Annotated in this window: 21 protein-coding genes and 1 riboswitch; of the genes, 12 read left to right on the top strand and 9 right to left on the bottom strand. The window is 72.2% G+C overall.

Features of this window, described 5'->3' with window-relative positions:
- The first annotated feature begins 187 nt into the window (after positions 1-187).
- The 7 genes from BLR33_RS07945 to def all read left to right on the top strand — a co-directional run bounded on the left by BLR33_RS07945 (position 188) and on the right by def (position 6,237).
- Positions 188-1,003, top strand: a complete 816-nt coding sequence (locus BLR33_RS07945) for an SOS response-associated peptidase (protein ID WP_093783568.1) — start codon at positions 188-190, stop codon at positions 1,001-1,003.
- Positions 1,003-1,662 (top strand): alpha/beta hydrolase family protein, encoded by a 660-nt coding sequence (locus tag BLR33_RS07940; RefSeq protein WP_093783567.1) that lies wholly within the window; start codon positions 1,003-1,005, stop codon positions 1,660-1,662. Before BLR33_RS07945 ends, BLR33_RS07940 begins: the two co-directional genes overlap by 1 nt.
- A 592-nt stretch (positions 1,663-2,254) precedes the next feature.
- Positions 2,255-2,920 carry a sigma-70 family RNA polymerase sigma factor gene (locus BLR33_RS07935; RefSeq protein WP_176930191.1) on the top strand — a complete coding sequence of 222 codons (666 nt, stop codon included), beginning with the start codon at positions 2,255-2,257 and terminating at the stop codon, positions 2,918-2,920.
- Positions 2,917-3,249, top strand: coding sequence for a mycothiol system anti-sigma-R factor (gene rsrA / locus BLR33_RS07930; protein WP_093783565.1), 333 nt, complete (start codon positions 2,917-2,919; stop codon positions 3,247-3,249). Before BLR33_RS07935 ends, rsrA begins: the two co-directional genes overlap by 4 nt.
- A gap of 310 nt (positions 3,250-3,559) precedes the next feature.
- Entirely contained in the window at positions 3,560-4,348 is a 789-nt protein-coding gene (locus tag BLR33_RS07925) for an HD-GYP domain-containing protein (protein WP_176930176.1), read from the top strand.
- A gap of 125 nt (positions 4,349-4,473) precedes the next feature.
- The gene (locus BLR33_RS07920) at positions 4,474-5,469 is read left to right on the top strand and encodes a tetratricopeptide repeat protein (RefSeq protein WP_093783564.1); all 996 of its coding nucleotides are present in this window, start codon (positions 4,474-4,476) and stop codon (positions 5,467-5,469) included.
- 144 nt (positions 5,470-5,613) lie between these two features.
- Positions 5,614-6,237 carry a peptide deformylase gene (def, locus tag BLR33_RS07915; protein WP_093783563.1) on the top strand — a complete coding sequence of 208 codons (624 nt, stop codon included), beginning with the start codon at positions 5,614-5,616 and terminating at the stop codon, positions 6,235-6,237.
- 10 nt (positions 6,238-6,247) lie between these two features.
- On the opposite strand, the gene BLR33_RS07910 is transcribed toward def, so the two are convergent.
- The 5 genes from BLR33_RS07910 to BLR33_RS07890 all read right to left on the bottom strand — a co-directional run bounded on the left by BLR33_RS07910 (position 6,248) and on the right by BLR33_RS07890 (position 12,115).
- The gene (locus BLR33_RS07910) at positions 6,248-7,252 is read right to left on the bottom strand and encodes a hypothetical protein (RefSeq protein WP_093783562.1); all 1,005 of its coding nucleotides are present in this window, start codon (positions 7,250-7,252) and stop codon (positions 6,248-6,250) included.
- Positions 7,240-7,893 (bottom strand): hypothetical protein, encoded by a 654-nt coding sequence (locus tag BLR33_RS07905; RefSeq protein ID WP_093783561.1) that lies wholly within the window; start codon positions 7,891-7,893, stop codon positions 7,240-7,242. Before BLR33_RS07905 ends, BLR33_RS07910 begins: the two co-directional genes overlap by 13 nt.
- 220 nt (positions 7,894-8,113) lie before the next feature.
- Positions 8,114-9,139, bottom strand: a complete 1,026-nt coding sequence (locus BLR33_RS07900; RefSeq protein ID WP_093783560.1) for a ribonucleotide-diphosphate reductase subunit beta — start codon at positions 9,137-9,139, stop codon at positions 8,114-8,116.
- Positions 9,130-11,547 carry a ribonucleoside-diphosphate reductase subunit alpha gene (locus BLR33_RS07895; protein ID WP_093783559.1) on the bottom strand — a complete coding sequence of 806 codons (2,418 nt, stop codon included), beginning with the start codon at positions 11,545-11,547 and terminating at the stop codon, positions 9,130-9,132. Before BLR33_RS07895 ends, BLR33_RS07900 begins: the two co-directional genes overlap by 10 nt.
- Before the next feature lie 137 nt (positions 11,548-11,684).
- A riboswitch (cobalamin riboswitch) is annotated at positions 11,685-11,811 on the bottom strand.
- A gap of 10 nt (positions 11,812-11,821) precedes the next feature.
- Entirely contained in the window at positions 11,822-12,115 is a 294-nt protein-coding gene (locus BLR33_RS07890; RefSeq protein WP_093783558.1) for a hypothetical protein, read from the bottom strand.
- Between the two features lie 90 nt (positions 12,116-12,205).
- Between BLR33_RS07890 and BLR33_RS07885 the strand changes: the two genes are divergently transcribed.
- Positions 12,206-13,171: a GlxA family transcriptional regulator gene (locus tag BLR33_RS07885; protein ID WP_093783794.1), complete on the top strand. Its 966-nt coding sequence runs from the start codon at positions 12,206-12,208 to the stop codon at positions 13,169-13,171.
- A gap of 83 nt (positions 13,172-13,254) precedes the next feature.
- Here BLR33_RS07885 and mctP read toward each other — a convergent pair whose 3' ends face one another.
- The 3 genes from mctP to BLR33_RS07870 all read right to left on the bottom strand — a co-directional run bounded on the left by mctP (position 13,255) and on the right by BLR33_RS07870 (position 16,095).
- Positions 13,255-14,886, bottom strand: coding sequence for a monocarboxylate uptake permease MctP (gene mctP / locus BLR33_RS07880; protein ID WP_093783557.1), 1,632 nt, complete (start codon positions 14,884-14,886; stop codon positions 13,255-13,257).
- Entirely contained in the window at positions 14,883-15,164 is a 282-nt protein-coding gene (locus tag BLR33_RS07875; protein WP_245771247.1) for a DUF3311 domain-containing protein, read from the bottom strand. Before BLR33_RS07875 ends, mctP begins: the two co-directional genes overlap by 4 nt.
- A gap of 160 nt (positions 15,165-15,324) precedes the next feature.
- Positions 15,325-16,095, bottom strand: coding sequence for a GntR family transcriptional regulator (locus tag BLR33_RS07870; protein WP_093783555.1), 771 nt, complete (start codon positions 16,093-16,095; stop codon positions 15,325-15,327).
- 345 nt (positions 16,096-16,440) lie between these two features.
- Here BLR33_RS07870 and BLR33_RS07865 point away from each other — a divergent pair, with 345 nt between their 5' ends.
- The 4 genes from BLR33_RS07865 (at position 16,441) to BLR33_RS07850 (ending at position 21,181) form a co-directional block, all read left to right on the top strand.
- Complete coding sequence (locus tag BLR33_RS07865; protein WP_093783554.1) at positions 16,441-17,730, top strand: extracellular solute-binding protein; 1,290 nt, start codon at positions 16,441-16,443, stop codon at positions 17,728-17,730.
- A 93-nt stretch (positions 17,731-17,823) separates the two neighbouring features.
- Positions 17,824-18,849: a carbohydrate ABC transporter permease gene (locus BLR33_RS07860; RefSeq protein ID WP_093783553.1), complete on the top strand. Its 1,026-nt coding sequence runs from the start codon at positions 17,824-17,826 to the stop codon at positions 18,847-18,849.
- Positions 18,846-19,673 (top strand): carbohydrate ABC transporter permease, encoded by an 828-nt coding sequence (locus tag BLR33_RS07855; protein ID WP_093783552.1) that lies wholly within the window; start codon positions 18,846-18,848, stop codon positions 19,671-19,673. Before BLR33_RS07860 ends, BLR33_RS07855 begins: the two co-directional genes overlap by 4 nt.
- A complete protein-coding gene (locus BLR33_RS07850; protein WP_093783551.1) occupies positions 19,670-21,181 on the top strand; it encodes a glycoside hydrolase family 3 protein in 1,512 nt (503 codons plus the stop codon). Before BLR33_RS07855 ends, BLR33_RS07850 begins: the two co-directional genes overlap by 4 nt.
- Positions 21,182-21,312: 131 nt before the next feature.
- Here BLR33_RS07850 and nagB read toward each other — a convergent pair whose 3' ends face one another.
- Positions 21,313-22,098, bottom strand: coding sequence for a glucosamine-6-phosphate deaminase (gene nagB, locus BLR33_RS07845; protein WP_093783550.1), 786 nt, complete (start codon positions 22,096-22,098; stop codon positions 21,313-21,315).
- Positions 22,099-22,293: the final 195 nt, after the last annotated feature.

Genomic DNA, 22,293 nt, shown 5'->3' with positions numbered 1-22,293 from the left:
TGCCCAATCCCTCTTCCGTGCGGTGCTGCGGTCGGCTGTGCGGTTGCTCGTGCGGTGCGCGTGGGCGGCTGCCGTCGGGCTGCCGCGCAGTCTGCCGTGTGGTCGTGTGCGGTCGTGTGCGGTTGTCCGGCCGCCGCTTCCGCGGGGCCCTGCCTGGCCCGCGCGCGGCCGTGGCAGTGTGGCAGCCATGTGCGGTCGATACGCGGCAAGTCGCGAACCCCAGGAGCTGACGGACCTGTTCGGGGTCCGGGTGTGGAACCCCGAGGAGGCCGCACCGCCCGACTGGAACATCGCGCCCACCAAGAACGTCCACGTCATACTCGACCGTCCTGTGCGCGACTCCGGTTCCCCGGCGCCCGTGCGGCAGATGCGCACCCTGCGCTGGGGCCTGGTGCCCTCCTGGGCCAAGACGCCCGACGGCGGGCCGCCGCTGATCAACGCGCGCGCGGAGACCGTCCACGAGAAGCCGTCCTTCAAGCGCGCCCTGACCGCCCGGCGCTGCCTGGTGCCCGCGGACGGCTACTTCGAGTGGGTCACCGGCGCCGAGGAGCGCGCCCTGGAGGAGAAGGGGCGGGGCAAGCGCGCCCGCAAGCAGCCCTACTTCGTCACGCCCGCCGACGGCTCGGTCTTCGCCATGGCCGGCCTCTACGAGTTCTGGCGCGACCGCACCCTGCCCGACGACCACCCCCGCGCCTGGTGGGCGACCTGCGCGGTGATCACCACCGCCGCCGAGACCACCGACCTGGCCGGCTACCGCGGCACCGGCCCGCGCTCGCTCGCCGACATCCACCCGCGGATGCCGCTCATGCTCGGCCCCGACCGGTGGGACGCCTGGCTCGACCCGGCCACCACCGACCCCGCCGACCTGCTCCCCCTGCTCGCCCCGCCCCCGCCCGGCATGCTGCGGGCCTACCCGGTGGCCACCGCCGTCAGCAACGTCCGCAACAACGGCCCCGAACTGGTCGCCGAGCTGCCCGCCCCCGAAGAGGAGACACTGTTCTGATGACGCGAGCCGCGCGGACCGAGACCGTGCCGACCGGCCTGGGGGACGCCCGCATCACCTGGCACAGGGGCGAGGGCGACCGCTGCGTCCTCGCGCTCGGCCACGGCGCCGGGGGCGGCATCGAGGCGCGCGACCTGGCCGCCCTGGCGGCGGGGCTGCCCGGCCGCCAGGTGGCGGTCGCCCTGGTCGAGCAGCCGTGGCGGGTGGCGGGCAAGAAGCTCGCCCCGGCGCCCAAGCGGCTGGACGAGGGGTGGCGCGCGATCTGGCCGCGCCTGGCCGCCCCCGGACTGCCCGTCGTCTCCGGTGGCCGCAGCGCCGGCGCCCGCGTCGCCTGCCGCACCGCCGCCGAACTGGGCGCCCGGGCCGTGCTGGCCCTCGCCTTCCCGCTGCATCCGCCCGGCCGGCCCGGGAACTCCCGTGTCGAGGAGCTGACCGCGGCCGCCGCCGCCGTACCGCTGCTCGGCCTCCAAGGCGGCGCGGATTCCTTCGGGACGCCGGACGAGTTCCCGGCCGGCCACCGCCCGGTCGAGGTGCCGTACGCCGACCACGGCTTCGCGGTGCCCAAGCGCGCCCCCGTCACCCAGGACGACACCCTGGCGCTCATCGTCGGCACTGTGGCGTCCTGGCTGGCGGACATGGGGCTCGCCGCCAAGGAGTGACGGTGCGCGCCCGCGGCGTCGCGCTGAGCACAAGGGATCGCACCTGGCGCCCATGGCGTCGCGCTGAGCACCAGGGATGGAACCTGGGCACTCAGGGTGATGGCGCTGAGCACCAGGGATCGCACCTGAGCACTCAGGGTGACGGCCCTGAGTGCCAGGGGTGCCAGGGCGGCTCCTTGCAGGCTGCACTGCTGGGGGCCATCCCTGGGCGCGAGGGGCGCCCACCGCCCCTGGGCGCGCGACTGGACACCCCTGTATGCCTCCGCGCGCCCGAGCACTCATCCCCGGGAATGACGACAGCGCGGGCGATGTTGTGCAGGTCGACAGGACCGCGACAGCAGTGTCGGGGCACGGGTGAGAGAGGCAGCGCATGGTGTCAGCCGCATGCCGGCCACGCCAGGAGGCGACCGTTCAGATGGGCGCACAGGTGGTCCCGGCCACTCCGGGGCAGGCCGCCGCCGCGCCGTATCTGAACTGGGCCGAATGGGCCACCAAGGACGACGCCAAGGGCACGTCCGGCACGTCGGGCGGGCGTGCAATATCCTCCGAGACGAGCGTGTCCGCTTCCGGGCGCGCAAGCGTCACCAAGGAGGTGGGTCCGGTCACCGGCACCGACGACAGCACGGCGGATACCGCGCGTGCGTCCGGTCAGGGAGTCGAGGAGAGCGAAACCGAGCGCAGCGCCCGCTTCGAGCGCGACGCGATGGGCTACCTCGACCAGATGTACTCGGCCGCGCTGCGCATGACGCGCAACCCCGCCGACGCCGAGGACCTGGTCCAGGAGACCTACGCGAAGGCGTACGCGTCCTTCCACCAGTTCCGCGAGGGCACCAACCTCAAGGCGTGGCTGTACCGCATCCTGACCAACAGCTTCATCAACTCCTACCGCAAGAAGCAGCGCGAACCGCTGCGCAGCGGCTCGGAGGAGATCGAGGACTGGCAGCTGGCGCGGGCGGAGTCCCACATGTCCACGGGGCTGCGGTCGGCCGAGTCGCAGGCCCTTGACCACCTGCCCGACTCCGATGTGAAGTCGGCGCTGCAGGCGATCCCCGAGGAGTTCCGCATCGCGGTCTATCTCGCGGACGTCGAAGGCTTTGCCTACAAGGAGATCGCGGACATCATGGGTACTCCCATCGGCACGGTGATGTCCCGGCTGCACCGCGGGCGCCGCCAGCTGCGCGAGCTGCTGGAGGACTACGCCCGGGACCGCGGGCTCGTTCCTGCGGGCGCGGCGAACGAGAAGGGCGCGGATTCATGAGCTGCGGCAACGCACATGAGACGGACTGCTCGGAAGTGCTCGACCACCTCTACGAGTACCTCGACCAGGAGATGTCCGACGACGCCCGGACGAAGTTCAAGGAGCACTTCGAGGAGTGCCACCCCTGCCTGGAGAAGTACGGGCTGGAGGTGGCCGTCAAGAAGCTCGTCAAACGCTGCTGCGGCCACGACGACGTACCCAGCGATCTGCGCTCCAAGGTGATGATGCGGATCGAGCTGGTGCGCAGCGGCCGCCCCGGCGCCGAGGGCGACCTGCGTGCCGACGTCTCCTCGGACGTCGCGGCCGGCACCGAGGCACCCTCCGCCTGAGACAGTGCCCGCACGGGCCCGGCACGCGCCTGAGCCGGGCGCACGGCGCGGGCCCGGCGCAGAGCTGACGCGGCACCCGGCAACGGGCCCGACACCACCCGACACCAAGGGCGCCGACCCGGCACCCCGCACCGCGAGCGGCTTGACCCGGCGTCAAGCCGCCCCGCCCTCTCCTCACTCGTACGGGTGAGCGCGCATGCCCTCTTCCGGCGCAATGCGGCCAAAGCCCGATTTCCCGGGGTGTACACCCCTATCCTCCTGAGTCCCGCAATTATGCGTTCGCGCCCGCCGAACCGGGAGGCCCACCGCCGTGTCAGCCGCGCACCGCCGCACACCGCCGCCTCCGCTCTGCCGGCGGGCCGGCTGCACGCGCCGGGTCCGGCAGGAGGCCCAGGACGCCGCCGTACAGGCACTCCTGCAGGCCCTGCAGCTCAAGGACCCCTACACCAGGGCGCACAGCGAGCGCGTGGGCGCCCTGGCCGCCCTCATCGCCGCCGAACTGGGCGGCAGCGGACCCGGTACCGCCGCCGTACGCCTGGGCGGCCTCCTGCACGACGTCGGCAAACTCGCCGTCCCCGCCGACGTGCTGTGCAAGGACGGGCCCCTCACCGACGACGAGCGGCGCCTCGTGCAGGCCCACCCGGCCGACGGCGACGGCGTCCTGCGCGCCATCCCCGTCCTCGCCGAGGCCCGCGCCGCCGTCCTCCACCACCACGAGCGCCTCGACGGCACCGGCTATCCGGGCGGCCTCGGCGGCGCCCGCATCCCCGAGGCCGCCCGGATCGTCGCCGTCGCCGACGCCTTCGACGCCATGACGACCACCCGCTCCTACAGCCGCGCCCGGCCCGCACCGGCCGCCCTGGCGGAGCTGCGGCGGTGCGCGGGCAGCCAGTTCGACCCCGCCATGGTCGAGGCGCTGGAGCGCGCCCTGGCGGCCGTGCGCTGGCGCACCCCCGACGCCGCGCCCTGCGGCGAGACGGCGGTGGCCGAGGGCCCGCTGCTCGCCCCGCCGCTCCTGCCGCCGCTGGCCGGGGCGGGCGCGCACGGCGCGACCTGGGCATGGTTGGATGCCGGTGCGAAGGGCAAGGAGGTCGGATGAGGCCCGCGTTCCGCAACCGGCGGGCTCGGGCTGAGACAACGGCCAGAATGTGCAAGGTTGGTGTCGTACAGGGTGGTACGGGCCGCACCGGGCCGACCGGCTGAGCGGGCAGGCGGGACGAGACGTTGAAGATCTTCGGAAGAGTGCGGCACCGGCCGTCGCCGACCTGGCGCCAGGCCACCGACCAGGCGTTCTCGCTGATCGACGACGGCCGCTACGAGGACGCGGGCGCGCTGCTCACCCGCGCCGCCGATCTGGAGCCGTGGCTCTCGGAGTCCTGGTACAACCTCGCCCTGCTGCACAAGTTCCGGCACGACTGGGCGCAGGCCCGCATCGCCGGGCTGCGCGCGGTCGCCCTGCTCGACCGCCCGGTCGGCGCTCCCGACTGGTGGAACCTCGGCATCGCTGCCACCGCCTTGCAGGACTGGCCGCTGGCCCGCCGCTCCTGGCAGGCGTACGGGCTGCGGGTGCCGGCCGAGACCGCCGAGATCGGCGGCGAGGGCTCGGCGCGGATGCCGCTGGGCAGCGCCGCGGTGCGGCTGTCGCCCGAGGGCGAGGCCGAGGTGGTCTGGGGCCGCAGGCTCGACCCGGCCCGTATCGAGGTGCTCTCCATCCCGCTGCCCTCCTCGGGACGCCGCTGGGGCGAGGTCGTCCTGCACGACGGGGTGCCGCACGGCGAGCGCGCCACCGACCGGGGCGCCGTCTACCCGGTGTTCGACGAGATCGAGCTGTGGGCGCCCTCACCGGTGCCGACCTGGCTGGTGCTGCTGGAGGCCGGCAGCCAGGCCGACCGCGACGCCCTGGAGCGGCTGGCCGCCGAGGCCGGGTACGCCGCCGAGGACTGGTCCTCCTCGGTGCGGCTGCTGTGCCGCACCTGCTCCGAGAGCCGGATGCCCACCGACGACGGCTCCGCGGCCACCCGCGACCCGCACGACCACGGCGAGCCCGGCCACCCCGGGCACCTGAGCCACCTCAGCCACGCCGGCGAGGAGCCGGGCTGGACACCCGAGCGCGAGTGCGGCATCGCGGCGCCGGCCGGCATGGTGCGCGGGCTGCTGGAGAGCTGGGTCGCCGACAGCCCCGGCACCCGCGACTGGCGGGACCTGGAAGAGGTCTGCTGACCCCTGCCGACCCCTGCGCCGCCCGGCCCTCCGGCAAGCGCGCCCGGTGGCGCCCGGAGTCCGCCGGCCGGTGCACACGCGGCCCCGCGGCCCCGTACCCTGGGGAGGATCACCCCACAGGTCCCGGGAAGGCTTACGTCGCAGATGTCCCAGCAGCACACCGAGCAAGACCTCGCGTTCGTCGACGACGTGACCGGGGCCGAAGAGCGCGAGCGGGAGCACCGCGAGCGCGGCACGGTCCACCCGATCACGGTGGTCGGCAACCCGGTGCTGCACCGCGAGTGCCGGGACGTCACCGCCTTCGACGATTCCCTGCGCGCCCTGGTGGACGACATGTTCGCCTCCCAGCGCGCCGCCGAGGGCGTCGGCCTCGCCGCCAACCAGATCGGCGTCGACCTGAAGGTCTTCGTCTACGACTGCCCCGGCGACCAGGACGTCCGCCATGTCGGCGCCGTCTGCAATCCGGTCCTGGTCGAACTCCCCGCCGACCGGCGGCACCTGGACGACTCCAACGAGGGCTGCCTGTCGGTGCCCGGCGCCTACATGGAACTGGCCCGGCCCGACTACGCGGTGGTCCACGGCCAGGACCTGGCCGGCAACCCGATCGCGGTCCAGGGCACCGGCTACTTCGCTCGCTGCCTCCAGCACGAGACCGACCACCTCTACGGCCGCCTCTACATCGACCGCCTCTCCAAGCGCGACCGCAAGGACGTGATGCGTCAGATGGCCGAGGCCACCCCGAAGTTCGCCACCGTCCCCAACGACTGAGCGGGTCCGCTCAGCGGTTGAGGGCGACGTTCTCCCGCACGGTCACGGGGAAGGTGCGGCTCGACTGCCCGTCCGGGAGCGCGGGTCGGGCCTGCGGCGGACCGTCGGGGTCGGCGGAGGGGGTCCAGGTGACCTTCCACACGACGCTGGCGGTCAGCCGGTAGCCGCCGTGCGGCGACGCCTTGCGGTACGTCACGTTGCACCCGGCGCCCTTGGTGTCCACGCTGAACTTCCCGCCGCTGGCGCTGAGGTCGTAGGTGCAGCTGGCCGGATCGGCGTCCGCGGTGCCCGCGTCGATCGTCAGCCGCGTGGGCACGGCGGTGGTCGTGGCGGCGACGTGCACGCCGAAGGCCGCGTTGTCGAGCCGGGCGGTGACCCACACCTTGGGCAGGGCCTTGTCGAAGCGGACTTCCGTGTCCAGGTTGACCAGTTGGTTCTGCCCGGTGGGGCGCAGCGTGATGTCGGGCTCGGGCAGGACGGTCCGGTCGTAGGCGAGCCCGGCGAGGGTCTTGGGGTCGATGACGGGCGCCTGCGGCGAGCTGGGGGTGGTGGGGGTGACCCAGAGCCAGGAGTGCGGCGCGTCGCATTCGCCGCCGCGGGCGGTGTCGGGGATGACCAGCTTCCACCAGGCGCCCTTCTCACCGGTGTGGTAGTCGATGCCGCCGGGGTCGTCCTGCCCGATGACCTCTTCCGCGATGTGCTCGGCCTCGTAGTGGGTGGTCAGGTAGTCCTCCATCTGCTGGGGGGAGTAGGTGGGTTCGTACCAGCAGACGGGAGGCGACCAGGCGGCGGCCGAGGAGGTCATCCTCGCGCCCGAGCCGTGGTAGCTGCGGGAGTAGTGGACCTGGGAGCTGATGGTCGAGGGGTCGGGGGCCTTGGGCGGCGGGGAGGGCGGAGCGGGGTCGGTGGTGTCCCACGATCCACCGGCGTAGCTCGGCGTGCAGAGCGCGAGCACGCCGGCCAGCGCCGTGGTGGTGACGACGAGGGGGGAGCGGAGCCGTCTCAGCGCTGGCATGCCTTCGCCCCCTTCTGCGACTGGTAGGTGGTCATCTTCCAGACGCCGTCGCTGCCCTTCTGCATCATCGCCAGGTGCTGGGTGAAGTCGTCAGGGCTCGGTGTGGTCTTGATCGTCCTGCCGGTCGTGGTGTCCTTGTCGTAGGCCGCGCGCTCGCTCTCGCAGAACGTCACGTTCGCCGTGTCCGACCCCGTGACGTGCACGGTGCGCTGGTAGAACTGCGTGGTCCCGGTGACCGAACGGTGGTGCGACTGGCCCCACTTGACCTTGTCGATCCAGCTCTGCAGCGCGTCGCCGCCGACGTAGGTCTGCAACTGCGGGAGCTTGGGGTCGAGTTTGGCGATGGCGAGGAAGATCGCCTGTTCGCCGTAGGCCTGGTCCTTCAGGATCGCGTCCTTCGTCGCGTCGCCCGTCGTGTCGGGGTCCACGACGACCTTGACGTCGCTCGGGAAGTCGAAGGTGGGGCCGTCCGCGGCCGCGGGGGTGGTCGCCGGGGCGCTCGTGGCCGGCGCCGATGTCGTGGGCGCCGCCGGGCTCGAGGTGATCTTGCTGTCGCTGCCGCCCCCGCCGCAGGCGGTGAGGAGGAGCGCGGCGGCCGCGAGCGAGCCCGTGGCGGCGAGTGCGGTGGTGCGTCGTGCCATGTGAGTGCCTGTCTCCGCTGGTCGAGGTGTGCGGGGCCGCGGGCACGCGAGGACGGCCGAGGAGACAGGCGTTGGCAGGGCTCCCCCGGGCCGGCCGAGCCACGTGTGGCGGCCACTTCTGCAACGTTGGCTGACTCACGTTATCCGCGGTCACCAGCCGTGTCCACGACGGCACGGCGGGGCGCCCCGACCCGATGGAGCCGGGGCGCCCCGCCCGGGGTCAGAAGTCCTCGGTCAGGGAGACGCTGCCCTCCACCGCGACCTGGTAGGCGGACGGGCGGCGCTCGAAGAAGTTGGTGAGTTCCTGCACGCCCTGCAGCTCCATGAACGGGAAGGGGTTGGCCGAGCCGTACACCGGGGCGAAGCCGAGCCGGACCAGCCGCTGGTCGGCCACGCACTGCAGGTACTCGCGCATCGAGTCGGTGTTCATCCCGGGCAGCCCGTCGCCGCACAGGTCGCGGGCGAACTGCAGCTCGGCGTCGACCGCCTCCCGCAGCATCTCGGTGACCTGGCCGCCGAGTTCGGCGTCGAAGAGCTCCGGCTCCTCCTTGCGGACGGTGTCCACCACGTCGAAGGCGAAGGACATGTGCATGGTCTCGTCGCGGAACACCCAGTTGGTGCCGGTGGCCAGGCCGTGCAGCAGGCCGCGGGAGCGGAACCAGTAGACGTAGGCGAAGGCGCCGTAGAAGAACAGGCCCTCGATGCAGGCGGCGAAGCAGATCAGGTTGAGCAGGAAGCGGCGGCGGTCGGCGGACGACTCCAGGCGGTCCACCGACTCCACCGAGTCCATCCAGCGGAAGCAGAACTGCGCCTTCTCGCGGATGGAGGGGATGCTCTCCACCGCGTCGAACGCGGCCGCGCGGTCCTCGGGATCGGGCAGGTAGGTGTCGAGCAGCGTCAGGTAGAACTGGACGTGGACGGCCTCCTCGAAGAGCTGGCGGCTCAGGTAGAGGCGCGCCTCGGGGGAGTTGATGTGCTTGTAGAGGGTGAGCACCAGGTTGTTGGCGACGATCGAGTCGCCGGTGGCGAAGAAGGCGACCAGCCGGCCGATCAGGTGCTGCTCGGCGGGCGAGAGCCTGGCGAGGTCGGCGACGTCGGAGTGCAGGTCGACCTCCTCCACGGTCCAGGTGTTCTTGATGGCGTCCCGGTAGCGCTCGTAGAAGTCCGGGTAGCGCATGGGGCGCAGGGTCAGCTCGAAACCGGGGTCGAGCAGGTTCCTGGCGGTCTCGGTGGTGGTCACTGGCATGCCTCGCAGGACTCGGGGTTCTCCAGGGAGCAGGCGATCGCGTCGGCGTCGGCGGCCGGCCCGGGAAGGGGGACAGGGGTGGCGGGCGCTGCCTGGGCGGCGCGGGCGATCCGGGTCGCAGGCCGGGACCGCAGGTAGTACGTGGTCTTCAGGCCGCGCTGCCAGGCGTAGGCGTACATCGAGCTGAGCTTGCCGATGGTGGGGGTCTCCATGAATAGGTTCAGCGACTGGCTCTGGTCCAGGAAGGGCGTGCGGGCCGCCGCCATGTCGATCAGGGCGCGCTGCGGCAGCTCCCACGCCGTGCGGTACAGGGCGCGCACCTCGGCGGGCACCCGGCCGAAGCCCTGGACCGAGCCGTTGGCCTCGCGCAGCGCCTCGCGGGACTGCTCGTCCCACACGCCGAGCCGCTTCAGGTCGGCCACCAGGTAGGAGTTGACCTGGAGGAACTCGCCCGAGAGCGTCTCGCGCTTGAAGAGGTTGGACACCTGCGGCTCGATGCACTCGTACGCGCCGGCGATCGAGGCGATGGTGGCGGTCGGCGCGATGGCCAGCAGCAGGGAGTTGCGCAGGCCTGCCGCGGCGATCCGGGTGCGCAGCGCGGCCCACCGCTCGGGCCAGGCGAACTCGGCCCCGTAGTGGTCCGGGTGGAGCACGCCGTCGGCGGTGCGGGTCTGGTCCCAGGCCGGCAGCGGGCCATTGCGCTCGGCGAGGCCGCAGGACGCCTCGTAGGCGGCGAGCATCACGCGCTCGGCGATGCGGGTGGACAACTCCCGTGCCTGCGGGGAGTCGAAGGGCAGCCGCAGCTTGAAGAACACGTCCTGCAGGCCCATCACGCCCAGCCCCACCGGGCGCCAGCGGGAGTTGGAGCGGCCGGCCTGCTCGGTCGGGTAGAAGTTGATGTCCACCACGCGGTCCAGGAAGGTCACCGCGGTGTGCACGGTGGCGTCCAGCCGCTCCCAGTCCATCGTGCCCTCGGGGGTGACGAAGGCGCCGAGGTTCACCGAGCCCAGGTTGCACACGGCCGTCTCGGAGTCGTCGGTGACCTCCAGGATCTCGGTGCACAGGTTGGAGGAGTGGACGGTGCGGCCGGGCCGGGCGGTCTGGTTGGCGGTGCGGTTGGCGGCGTCCTTGAACGTCATCCAGCCCTGGCCGGTCTGCGCCAGGGTGCGCATCATCCGCCCGTACAACTCCCGTGCGGGGAGCGTCTTCTGGGCCAGTCCCGCGGCCTCGGCCCGGCGGTAGGCGGCGTCGAACTCCGCACCCCACAGGTCCACCAGTTCGGGGACGTCCGCGGGCGAGAAGAGCGACCAGGGCCGGTCCTGCTCGACCCGGCGCATGAACTCGTCGGGCACCCAGTGGGCGAGGTTGAGGTTGTGGGTGCGGCGGGCGTCCTCGCCGGTGTTGTCGCGCAGTTCCAGGAACTCCTCGATGTCGGTGTGCCAGGTCTCCAGGTAGACCGCGGCGGCACCCTTGCGGCGCCCGCCCTGGTTGACGGCGGCCACCGAGGCGTCCAGCGTCTTCAGGAAGGGCACGATGCCGTTGGAGTGGCCGTTGGTGCCGCGGATCAGCGAACCGCGGGCCCGCACCCGGGACCAGGACAGGCCGATGCCGCCGGCGTGCTTGGACAGGCGGGCGATCTGCGCGTAGCGCTCGTAGATGGAGTCCAGCTCATCCAGCGGGGAGTCCAGCAGGTAGCAGGAGGACATCTGCGGATGGCGGGTGCCGGAGTTGAAGAGGGTGGGCGAACTCGGCAGGTACTCCAGCCGGTTCATCAGCCGGTAGAGGGCGGCCACCTCGTCCGCGGCGCGGGCCGTGTCGTCCTCCGCCAGGCCCGCGGCCACCCGGAGCATGAAGTGCTGCGGGGTCTCGACGACGTGGCGGGTGATCGGGTGCCGCAGCAGGTAGCGGCTGTGCAGGGTGCGCAGGCCGAAGTAGCCGAAGCGGTCGTCGGCGCCCTCGGCCACGGCCTGCTCGACCAGGGCGTCCAGGCGGGCCGCGTGCCGGGCGGCGAAGTCGGCGGTGCGGTCGGCGATCAGGCCCTCGCGGTGGCCGACCGCGATCGAGGCCGAGAAGGAGGTGGCGCCCTGGCCCGCGGCCTCCTCGGCGACGGTGCGGGTCAGCAGGCGCGCGGCCAGGCGCGAGTAGGCCGGGTCCTCGGCGATCAGTCCCGCGGCGGCTTCGGTGGCCAGCGCCCGCAGTTCGGCCGGGTCCGCGGCGGCGCTGCGGCCACGCAGGGCGGCGGCGGCCACCCGGCCGGGGTCGGTGTCGGGCAGGTCCGAGGTGAGGGCGAGCAGTTCGTGCAGGAGCGCATCCCCTGCGGGGTCGGCCGGTCCGGCCGGTCCTGTGGTGCCGGCGGCCCGCGGGGCTGCGGTGTCCTCGGCTGCGGGCGCGGTGGGTGCGAAGGTCATACGGGTGCTCTCCCTCGAACGCGGCGGCGGCCGCGCGGGAGGGACGGAAGGCAGGGCGGAGCGGGCCCGGTTCCGGGCAGGCCGCCGTGCGTCCGTCGGCCCACTCCACGAGGCCCGGACGGGTGCGCCGCACGCGTGCGCGCGGCGCGCTGCCGTCAGGCGATCGGGCTGCGCGGACGTGCCGGGGCACGGCCGCTCACCGTTGCGGGGCAGCGCCGGATTCACACCGGCTTCCCCTGCGGCAACGGTGACGAGCATACATGTGGGGGCTGGTTCAGCGAACTACCCCCAGATGTTGTGGCGTCGAGCGTGTCGCTGGTGTGTCGATACCGGCTGCGGGCGAGGCCGTACGGGGCGCCGGGGGCTGCCTTCGGCCCTGCGGCACGTAGCCGGGGAGCCGTGCGGGAAGGCTCCGCGAAGCCGGTTCGGCCTCCTCGCGGGCGCGGCGCGCCTCGGCGGCGCGCAACTGCCGGGTGATCCGCGCCTCGTGGCGGAGCCCCAGGACGGGCACGAAGGTCAGGGCGAGCAGGAGGGCCAGCAGGGCCGCGATGTCCAGGAGAATGGTCATGGGTCCAGCCTGCTCGCGGTGCTTACACCAGGACAGTGGCAGGACTGTCGTACTACCCAAACATCCTGCCACTGTGCGATGCTCGGGGGCATGCTGCAGAACGTGGCCGTGGCGGTGGTGGACGGCGTCCACCCCTTCGAACTGGGCGTGCTGTGCGAGGTGTTCGGCCTCGACCGCAGCGACGAGGGCCTGCCCGTCTACGACTTCGCGGTGGTCTCCGCCGAGGGCGCCGACGTGGCCACGCACGCGGGGTTCTCGCTGCGGGTGGCCGAGGACCTGGACCGGCTGGAGGAGGCGGACCTGGTCGCGGTGCCGGCCGGGGACGACTTCAGCGACCGGGAGTTCCCCCGCCCGCTGCTCGCCGCGCTCAACCGGGCGGTCGACCGCGGCGCCACCGTGCTCAGCGTCTGCTCGGGCGTCTTCGTGCTGGGCGCCGCCGGGCTGCTCGACGGGCGGCGGTGCGCCGCGCACTGGCGCCACGCCGCCACCCTCGCCCGGCGCTACCCCGAGGCCGTCGTGGAGCCCGACGTGCTCTATGTGGACGACGCCGGCGTCACCACCTCCGCGGGCACCGCCGCCGGCATCGACGCCTGCCTGCACCTCGTACGGCGCGAGCAGGGCAGCGCGGTGGCCAACGGGATAGCCCGGCGGATGGTGGTGCCGCCGCACCGCGAGGGCGGCCAGGCGCAGTTCGTGGACCGGCCGCTGCCGCGGGCCAAGAGCGACCCGGTCTCCGGCGTGCTGGCCTGGATGGAGCGGCACCTGGACCGCGAGGTCACGGTGGAGGAACTCGCCGCCCGCGCGCACATGTCGCCGCGCACCTTCGCCCGGCGGTTCCAGCAGGAGACCGGCACCACGCCGTACCGCTGGCTGCTGGGCCAGCGGGTGCTGCTGGCGCGGGAGTTGCTGGAGGGCACCGACGAGACGATCGACGCTGTCGCGGGCCGGGCCGGCTTCGGCAACGCGGCCACGCTGCGCCACCACTTCGGGCGCTGGACGGGCACCACCCCGCAGTCCTACCGGCGGGCGTTCCGCGGGGAGGGCCGGCGGTCGTAGCCTGCTCGCGTGCGGTCCCCGCGCGCCTTCGGCAGCACGCGGGGACCGCCCACGGCAGGACCGCTACGGGCCCCTGAGACCTCCTACGCCCCCGCGGGCTCCGGGAGTTCGGCAGCCACGCCCTGTTCGCCGGCCTCCACCGTGTAGTCGGACAGGGACGTCTCGTCGGTGCCGGCCGGCGCGCGCAGGGCGCGCAGCACCAGGGTGAGGACGACGGCGACGGCCAGGTTGAGGACGAAGGCGGTGAGCCCGATGTACCCGATCTTGCCGATCCACGGGATGGTGTCGGAGTTGCCGCCGAAGTGCGCCTGCGTCGGGCTGGACTGGTCGTACGCCTTCCAGGTGCCGTAGGCCATGCCCGCCGCCCAGCCGGCCAGCAGCGCCCAGCGGTGGAACCACCGGGTGAACAGGCCGCCGACGATCGTGGGCACCGTCTGCAGGATCCAGATGCCGCCCAGCAGCTGGAAGTTGATCGCCACCGTCTTGTCCATGGAGAGCACGAAGACGAGCGCGCCCACCTTCACCACCAGGGAGACGATCTTCGAGACGCGGGTCTCCTCGGCGGGCGAGGCGTTCGGCCGGAAGAGGTCCTTGTAGATGTTGCGGGTGAACAGGTTCGCGGCCGCGATGGACATGATGGCCGCCGGCACGAGGGCGCCGATGCCGATGGCGGCGAACGCGATCCCGGCGAACCAACTGGGGAAGATGTTCTCGAACAGCTGGGGGATGGCGAGTTGGGCGTTGTAGCCCTTGATGCCCTTGCCGACGCCGTCGGCGACCGCCATGAAGCCGAGCATGGCCAGCAGGCCGAGCATCAGCGAGTACAGCGGCAGGATCGTGGTGTTGCGGCGGATCACGTTGCGGCTCTTGCCGGACAGCACCGCGGTCACCGAGTGCGGGTAGAGGAAGAGCGCCATCGCCGAGCCCATCGCCAAGGTGGCGTAGGCCCATTGGGCCTGCGGGGCGACGGTGAGCGAACCGCGCGGCTTGCCGGTGGCCGGGTTGGTGACCGCGTACGCGGTGCCCGCCTTGTGGAAGATGTCGTCGAACCCGCCCAGCTTGTACGGGATGTAGATGATCGCCACCGCGATGACGATGTAGATCAGCGCGTCCTTGACGAAGGCGATCAGCGCGGGTGCCCGCAGGCCCGAGGAGTAGGTGTAGGCGGCGAGCACGCCGAAGGCGATCAGCAGCGGCAGGTCCTTGACGAACCAGTTGGTGGAGTGGCCGCCGCCCACCCCCAGGACGTCCAGCACCGCCTGGATGCCGACGAGTTGGAGTGCGATGTACGGCATGGTGGCCACGATGCCGGTGAGCGCGACGGCCACCGACAGCGCCTTGGAGCCGAACCGGCCGCGGATGAAGTCCGAGGAGGTGACGTAGCCGTGCTTGTGCGAGACCGACCACAGCCGCGGCAGGAAGAGGAAGACCAGCGGATAGGCCACGATCGTGTACGGGACGGCGAAGAACCCGGAGGCGCCGGCCCCGTAGATCGCCGCCGGCACGGCGACGAAGGTGTACGCGGTGTAGAGGTCGCCGCCGAGCAGGAACCAGGTCACCCAGGTGCCGAAGCTCCGCCCGCCCAGGCCCCATTCGTCCAGGTGCAGCGCGTTCTCCGCGCGCCGCCAGCGGGCGGCCAGGAAACCCATCACCGTGACGGCGAGGAAGAAGAAGATGAAGACGCCGAGCGCGACGCCGTTGACGTCGTTCTTCACCGGCCCGCACCCCCCTTGCGCAGCCGCTCCTCGCGGCGGACCAGGACGTAGGCGGTGTAGGTGAGCGCGGCGGCCACCGGCACCCAGGCGAGCTGGTACCAGTAGAAGAAGGGGATGCCGATGAAGGTCGGCGTCTGCCGCGAGTAGGAACCCACCCACAGCAGGGCGACGAACGGTGCGATCAGGCAGATCCCGGCCGCCACGCGGGAGGGCGTGACGACGGGCTGCCGGTGCGCGGGCTGGTGCTGTTCCTGTTCTTGGGCCTGGTCTGGCGGCACAGTAGGTGCTCCCGTCCCTCGAGTGATCACTGCTGTGCGCAGGAATCTAGGGGAGTGCGGTGACGCGCGTCACTACCTGTGCGTTCATCAGCCGTACGGGGGAGCGGAGAAGGGCGGGGACCGCGGGAACGGCGGGACGGCCGGGGTGCCGGGGGCGGGCTCAGTCGGTGGGGCGGCTGAGGCGGGCGACGAACTTGTAGCGGTCGCCGCGGTAGACCGAGCGGACCCACTCCACCGGCTCACCGGTGGTGTCCACCGAGTGCCGGGAGAGCATCAGCATCGGCAGCCCCACGTCGGTGCCGAGCAGCCCGGCCTCGCGCGGGTTGGCGAGCGAGGTCTCGATGGTCTCCTCGGCCTCGGCCAGGCGCACGTCGTAGACCTCGGCGAGCGCGGTGTACAGGGAGGTGTACTTCGCCAGGCTGCGGCGCAGCGCCGGGAAGCGCTTGGCCGACAGGTGGGTGGTCTCGATCGCCATCGGCTCGCTGTTGGCCAGCCGCAGCCGCTCGATCCGCAGCACCCGGCCGCCGGCCTTCATGTCCAGCAGTTCGGCGAGCCGGTCGTCGGCGGTGATGTAGCCGATGTCCAGCAGCTGGGAGGTGGGTTCGAGGCCCTGGGCACGCATGTCCTCGGTGTAGGAGGTCAGTTGCAGCGCCTGGGAGACCTTCGGCTTGGCCACGAAGGTGCCCTTGCCCTGGATGCGCTCCAGCCGGCCCTCGACGACCAGCTCCTGCAGCGCCTGCCGGACGGTGGTGCGGGAGGTGTCGAACTCGGTGGCTAGGGTCCGTTCCGGCGGAACAGGAGTACCGGGGGGCATGGTGCGGGTAATGTCCAGCAGGTGGCGCTTGAGCCGGTAGTACTTCGGCACCCGGGCGGTGCGGCCCGCGGTGCCGTTCGCGGTGGCCTGCGCGCCGCTGCCCGTGTCGCTGTCCATGCCGTGTACTCCCGACTGCTGTCGTGCTGCCGTCACCGGCTCCTCCGTTGATCGCGGTCACATGGTGGCACGGGCCGCCCCGCCGGAGGGAGGCGGTGGGCGGTCGGCGCCGCCGACGTGTCGGTCCGGTGGTCCGGTCCGATGGTGTCGGTCCGATAACGGACCCGACGGGTGTTCTTATACACCCTTGACACCCCTAAAGGTCTAGGCCAAGCTCCGGGGTACTGGTCTAACCATTAACGACCAATCCCAGACCCACGAGCAGGACGCGGGTGCGGTGGTGTGCCACCGGACCTGACATTTCGGGCGGTGGGGGGAGTCTCGGGCATCCTGAAGGAGGGTGGCATGAAGCGCAAGCTCATCGCCGCGATCGGTGCGGCGGCAGTGCTCACCGGGGTCGCGGCCTGCGGCGGCAGCAGCGACAGCAAGAACAAGAGCGACTCCGCCGGTCCGGCCGATTTCAAGGGCAAGACGCTCAACGTCTGGCTGATGAGCGGCTCCAACCCGCCCGGCTGGACCAAGGACATCACCGCCGCGTTCCAGCAGAAGTACCCCGGCGCCAAGCTGAAGATCACCGTCCAGCAGTGGGACGGCATCCAGCAGAAGCTCACCACCGCCCTGTCCGAGAGCACCCCGCCGGACGTCATCGAGGTCGGCAACACCCAGACGCCGTACTACGCGGCCACCGGCGGCCTGAAGGACCTCACCAGCGTCAAGTCCGCCATCGGCGGCGACGACTGGGTACCGGCGCTCAACGGCTCCGCGGTCTACAACGGCAAGCAGTTCGCCGCCCCCTGGTACTTCGCCAGCCGCGTCGTGGTCTACAACAAGAAGATCTGGTCCGCGGCCGGCATCACCACCCCGCCCAAGACCCAGGACGAGCTCTTCTCCGACCTGGACAAGATCAAGTCCAAGGGCACCAAGGACGCCTTCTACCTGCCCGGCCAGGACTGGTACGGCTTCGACGGCTTCCTGCTGGACGCCGGCGCCGACCTGGTGAAGAAGCAGGGCGACAAGTACGTCGGCAACCTCGACACCCCGCAGGCCGCCCAGGCGATCGACCTCTACAAGAGGCTCAACTCCTACGGCACCGCGCCCAAGGACAAGGACGAGGCCACCCCGCAGCAGTCCGACGTGTTCGCCAAGGGCGACGTCGGCGCGTTCCTGGGCCTGGGCTGGGAGGCCAGCGGCGCCATCACCAAGAACCCGGCGCTGAAGGACCAGGTCGGCTTCTTCCCCTTCCCGGGCAAGACCGCCGCCAAGCCCGCGGCCGTCTTCGTCGGCGGCTCCAACCTCGCCATCACCCAGGGCAGCAAGAACCCCGAGCTGGCCCAGGACTTCCTCACCCTGGCGATGTCCGACCAGTTCGAGGGCGAGCTCGCCAAGGAGGGCGGCGTCGTCCCGAACAAGGCCTCGCTCGACTCCCAGCTGGCCGGCAACGAGTTCGGCACCGCCTCCTCGGCCGCCGCGGCCAACGGCGGCACCACGCCGCTCATCCCGGCCTGGGGCAACGTGGAGAACGCGCCCAACCCGATCACCACGCTGTTCATGACCGGCGTGCTGCAGGGCCAGAGCCCCAGCGACGCCGCCAAGAAGGCCGACGCCGAGATCGACAAGCGGCTCAGCCAGCAGTAGGACCCCGCCCGGCCCGCCCGCCGACCGCCTGCGCGCGGCCGGCGGGCGGGCCGGGCCCAGCGCTCGCAGCGGACGGCACGAGAAGAGGGAAGCATGGCCGCGCAGTACCGAGGGACGCCGACCCGGGCCCCCGACCAGCAATCGGCGGTGGCCGCGCCCACGGCCGGAGCCCCCGTCGCGGTGGGAACCGCGCCGGCGCCCGGCCGCCCGCGCGCCTCACGCGGCAGCGCCCTGGCCGGCCGCACCACGCCCTACCTGCTGATCCTGCCGGCGCTGGTGGCCACCGCGGTGCTGCTCGGCTACCCGCTGGTGCGGAACGTCATCATCTCGTTCCAGACCCTCAACGCCTTCCAGCTGATCCAGCACACCACCCAGTGGACCGGCTTCGGGAACTACAAGGAACAGCTCACCAGCGCCGAGTTCTGGCACACCACCGAGCGGTCGATCTTCTTCACCCTCGCCAACGTCGCCCTGATCATGGTCGGCGGCACCCTGATCGGCCTGCTGCTCAACCGGCTCGGCAAGCGGATGCGGCTGACCCTTTCGATCGGCCTGGTGCTCGCCTGGGCGATGCCGTACGTGGCGGCCACCACCGTCTACCAGTGGCTCTTCGACACCCGCTACGGCGTCGTCAACTGGGGCCTGGACAAGCTCGGCTGGCACTCGATGGCCGGCTACAACTGGCTCGGCAGCCAGTTCTCCACCTTCGCGGTCATCACGCTGATGATCGTCTGGCAGTCGCTGCCCTTCGTCGCCCTCAACTTCTACGCCGGCCTGACCACCGTGTCGGCCGAGATCTTCGAGGCGGCCCGGATGGACGGCGCCGGCGCATGGCGCACCTTCTCCTCGGTGCTCTTCCCGATGCTGCGCCCCTTCTTCCTGAGCACCACGTTCCTGGAGATCATCTGGGTCTTCAAGGCGTTCACCCAGGTCTACGCGCTGAACGCGGGCGGTCCGGCCGGGCTCACCGAGACCCTGCCGGTCTACGCGTTCGTCGAGGGCGTCGGCAACCAGCACTACGGCACCGGCGCGGCGATCTCGGTGCTGACCATCCTGATCCTGCTGGCGCTGATGTCCTACTACTTCCGCATCATCCTGAAGCAGGAGGACGAGCTGTGAGGCGCTCGCTGTTCGGACGCACCTGGCCCAACGTGGTGGCCCTCGTCCTCTTCGTCTTCTTCGTCTTCCCCGTCTACTGGATGGTGACGACGGCCTTCAAGCCCGACCTGGACATCATTTCCACCACCCCGGTCTTCATCCCGTTCCACGGCACCATGGGCCATTTCGACAAGGCCGTGCACGCGGCCGGGTTCTGGACCCTGGTACGCAACAGCTTCACCGTCACGATCTGCTCGGTGGTGCTGTCGCTGCTGGTGGCGATGGCCGCGGCGTTCGCGGTGGCCCGGATGCGCTTCCGCGGCCGCAAGGCGTTCATCCTCATCGTGATGATGGCCCAGATGGCGCCCTGGGAGGTCATGACGATCTCGGTCTACATGATCGTCCGCGACCAGGACATGCTCAACAGCCTGGTGCCGCTGACCCTCTTCTACATGATGATGGTGCTGCCCTTCACCATCTGGACGCTGCGCGGCTTCATCGCCGCGGTGCCCAAGGAGCTGGAGGAGTCCGCGCTGATCGACGGCTGCACCCGGCTGCAGGCGTTCTGGCGGATCGTGCTGCCGCTGCTGGCCCCCGGCCTGATGGCGACCTCGCTGTTCGGCTTCATCACCGCTTGGAACGAGTTCCCGCTGGTGCTCATCCTCAACAAGGAGAGCGCACAGACGCTGCCGCTGTGGCTGACCCAGTTCCAGACCAACTTCGGCGACGACTGGGGCGCCACCATGGCGGCCTCCAGCCTGTTCACCGTGCCCGTCGTCGTCGTCTTCCTGTTCCTGCAGCGCCGCGCCGTCGGCGGCCTGACCGCAGGGGCGGTGAAGGGATGAGCCGGACCGCGGCCGCCGCGCCCCCGCACTCCGACGCCGACACCGCCCGCGACGCCCTGGCCGTCCTGCAGCCCGGTTTCGGCGGCACCACGCCGCCCGACTGGGTGCTGCGGCTGCTGGACGAGGGCCTCGGCTCGGTCGCGCTGTTCTCCCGCAACATCCGCACCCCCGAGCAGGTCGCCGCCCTGACCGCCCGGCTGCGCGCCCAGCGGCCCGACCTGCTGGTCACCGCCGACGAGGAGGGCGGCGACGTCACCCGGATCGAGGTCCGCGAGGGCTCGTCCTTCCCCGGCAACCTCGCCCTGGGCGCCGTGGACGATCCTGACCTGACCCGGGCGGTGGCCGCCGAACTCGGCCGCCGGCTGGCCCTGCTGGGCGTCAACTTCGACTGGGCGCCCTCGGCGGACGTCAACTCCGACCCCGACAACCCGGTGATCGGCACCCGCTCCTTCGGCGAGGACCCGGCGCTGGTGGCCCGCCACACCGCCGCCTACATCGAGGGCATGCAGTCCGCCGGCGTCGCGGCCTGCGTCAAGCACTTCCCCGGCCACGGCGACACCGCCGTCGACTCCCACCACGCCATGCCGCGCATCGACGTCGATGCCGCCACGCTCGACGCCCGCGAACTGGTGCCCTTCCGGGCCGCTTTGGCCGCGGGCGCCAAGGCGGTGATGAGCGCCCACATCCTGGTGCCCGCGCTCGACGGCGCCCTGCCGGCCACGCTCAGCCCGGCGATCCTCGGGCTGCTGCGCGCCCCGCGCGAGCAGGGCGGCCTCGGCTACGACGGGCTGATCGTCACCGACGGCATCGAGATGCGGGCCATCTCCGGCGCCTACGGCATCGCCCGCGGCACCGTGATGGCGATCGCGGCCGGCGCGGACGCGATCTGCGTGGGCGGCGGGCTCCACGACGAGCAGACCGTGCTCGACCTGCGCGACGCCCTCGTGGCCGCCGTGCGGGACGGGTCGCTGCCGGCCGAGCGGCTCGCCGACGCCGCCCGCCGGGTCCGGGACGTCGCCGCCTGGGCGGCCGAGCGGTCGGGCGCGGCGGAGGGGATCGCGCCCGGCCCCGAGGTCGGACTGCAGGCCGCCCGCCGGGCGCTGCGGATCACCCGCGCCGAGGGGTTCACCGCGCTGGACGGCCCGCCGTTCGTCGCCTCCTTCGCGGCCGAGGCGAACATCGCGGTCGGCACCGAGACCCCCTGGGGTGTGGCGCCCGCGCTGGAGCGGCTGCTGCCGGGCACCCGCTCCGGCACCTACCGCGGCTCGGACGTCGAGGCACTGCTGGCCGAGGCGGGGGAGCGGCGGGTGGTCGCGGTGGTCCGCGACGCCCACCGGCACCCGTGGATGGCCCAGGCGCTCGACGCCCTGGTGGCCCGGCGGCCGGAGACGGTCGTGGTCGAGATGGGCGTCCCCCAGTCCCCGCCGCGCGGCGCCCTGCACATCGCCACGCACGGCGCCTCCCGGGTCTGCGGGCAGGCGGCGGCCGAGGTGATCGCAGGGGCGTAGCCGCGACGGGAGTCCTGCGGGGCTCGCCGGTACGGGGCGCCTGTGCGAAGGGCGCCGCAGGACCCGGGTCAGGGGGGTCCCGCGGCGCCCTTCATCGTTGTCCGGGGCTGCCGGAAGCTACCGGCGTTCGGCTACAGCCCCTGCCAGTCGGGCTTGGCGGCGTAGGTGGCGCGGAAGTAGGGCGCGAGCTTCAGCTTGGCGGCCGCCGCCTCGTCGACCACCACCGTGGCGTGCGGGTGGAGCTGCAGCGCGGAGGCCGGGACCACCGCGGCCACCGGGCCCTCCACCGTGGCCGCGACCGCCTCGGCCTTGCCCTCGCCGGTGGCGAGCAGCACCAGGTGCCGGGCCTCCAGGATGGTGCCGATGCCCTGGGTGATCACGTGGTGCGGCACCTGCGTGATGTCGCCGTCGAAGAAGCGGGCGTTGTCCTCGCGGGTCTGTTCGGTGAGGGTCTTGATCCGGGTGCGCGAGGCGAGCGAGGAGCAGGGCTCGTTGAAGCCGATGTGGCCGTCGGTGCCGATGCCGAGCAGCTGGAGGTCCACCCTGCCGGCCGCGGCGAGCGCGGCGTCGTACTCGGCGCAGGCGGCCGCCACGTCCGCCGCGGCGCCGTCCGGGCCCATGAAGCGGTCGGGCGAGAGGCCGAGCGGCTCCACGACCTCGCGCAGCAGCACCGAGCGGTAGGACTCGGGGTGGCCCGCGGGCAGGCCGACGTACTCGTCGAGCTGGCAGACGCGGGTGCGGGAGGTGTCCACCGTGCCGGCCCGGACCTTGCCGGCCAGCGCCCGGTAGACGGGCAGCGGGGTGGAGCCGGTCGCCACGCCGAGCAGGGCGTCGGGCTTGCGCCGCAGCAGGGCAGCGACGGCCTCCGCGATGACCTCGCCGCCCGCGGCGGCGTCCGGGACGATCACAACTTCCACGCTGGTCCTGCCGTTCTGGAGAGGTGGGGGTGCGACTGCGAGGGCCCACAAGGGTGGTATAGACCAATCTACCAGAGCGGCACCGCCCGGCCCAGGCCCGGCGGGGGTGCGTAAAATCCGTGGCCCACCCATGGACAACGGATAATGGTCTAGTCCACAATACGAGTGCTGGACCTCCGCCCTCCCCGCACAGGA

The organism is Actinacidiphila guanduensis, assembly GCF_900103985.1.
GTDB lineage: Bacteria > Actinomycetota > Actinomycetes > Streptomycetales > Streptomycetaceae > Actinacidiphila > Actinacidiphila guanduensis.
Note: the sequence above shows the minus strand (reverse complement) of the source record. Positions and strands in the feature narration are given on the sequence as shown.

Bases quoted from the DNA above. Each gene is read 5' to 3' on its own strand.
- BLR33_RS07870 (WP_093783555.1), bottom strand. From the start codon at position 16,095: ATGGACAGCGACACGGGCAGCGGCGCGCAGGCCACCGCGAACGGCACC.
- BLR33_RS07945 (WP_093783568.1), top strand. From the start codon at position 188: ATGTGCGGTCGATACGCGGCAAGTCGCGAACCCCAGGAGCTGACGGAC.
- BLR33_RS07890 (WP_093783558.1), bottom strand. From the start codon at position 12,115: ATGACCATTCTCCTGGACATCGCGGCCCTGCTGGCCCTCCTGCTCGCC.
- BLR33_RS07865 (WP_093783554.1), top strand. From the start codon at position 16,441: ATGAAGCGCAAGCTCATCGCCGCGATCGGTGCGGCGGCAGTGCTCACC.
- BLR33_RS07940 (WP_093783567.1), top strand. From the start codon at position 1,003: ATGACGCGAGCCGCGCGGACCGAGACCGTGCCGACCGGCCTGGGGGAC.
- BLR33_RS07905 (WP_093783561.1), bottom strand. From the start codon at position 7,893: ATGGCACGACGCACCACCGCACTCGCCGCCACGGGCTCGCTCGCGGCC.
- BLR33_RS07860 (WP_093783553.1), top strand. From the start codon at position 17,824: ATGGCCGCGCAGTACCGAGGGACGCCGACCCGGGCCCCCGACCAGCAA.
- BLR33_RS07910 (WP_093783562.1), bottom strand. From the start codon at position 7,252: ATGCCAGCGCTGAGACGGCTCCGCTCCCCCCTCGTCGTCACCACCACG.
- BLR33_RS07895 (WP_093783559.1), bottom strand. From the start codon at position 11,547: ATGACCTTCGCACCCACCGCGCCCGCAGCCGAGGACACCGCAGCCCCG.
- BLR33_RS07900 (WP_093783560.1), bottom strand. From the start codon at position 9,139: ATGCCAGTGACCACCACCGAGACCGCCAGGAACCTGCTCGACCCCGGT.
- BLR33_RS07885 (WP_093783794.1), top strand. From the start codon at position 12,206: ATGCTGCAGAACGTGGCCGTGGCGGTGGTGGACGGCGTCCACCCCTTC.
- BLR33_RS07850 (WP_093783551.1), top strand. From the start codon at position 19,670: ATGAGCCGGACCGCGGCCGCCGCGCCCCCGCACTCCGACGCCGACACC.
- rsrA (WP_093783565.1), top strand. From the start codon at position 2,917: ATGAGCTGCGGCAACGCACATGAGACGGACTGCTCGGAAGTGCTCGAC.
- def (WP_093783563.1), top strand. From the start codon at position 5,614: ATGTCCCAGCAGCACACCGAGCAAGACCTCGCGTTCGTCGACGACGTG.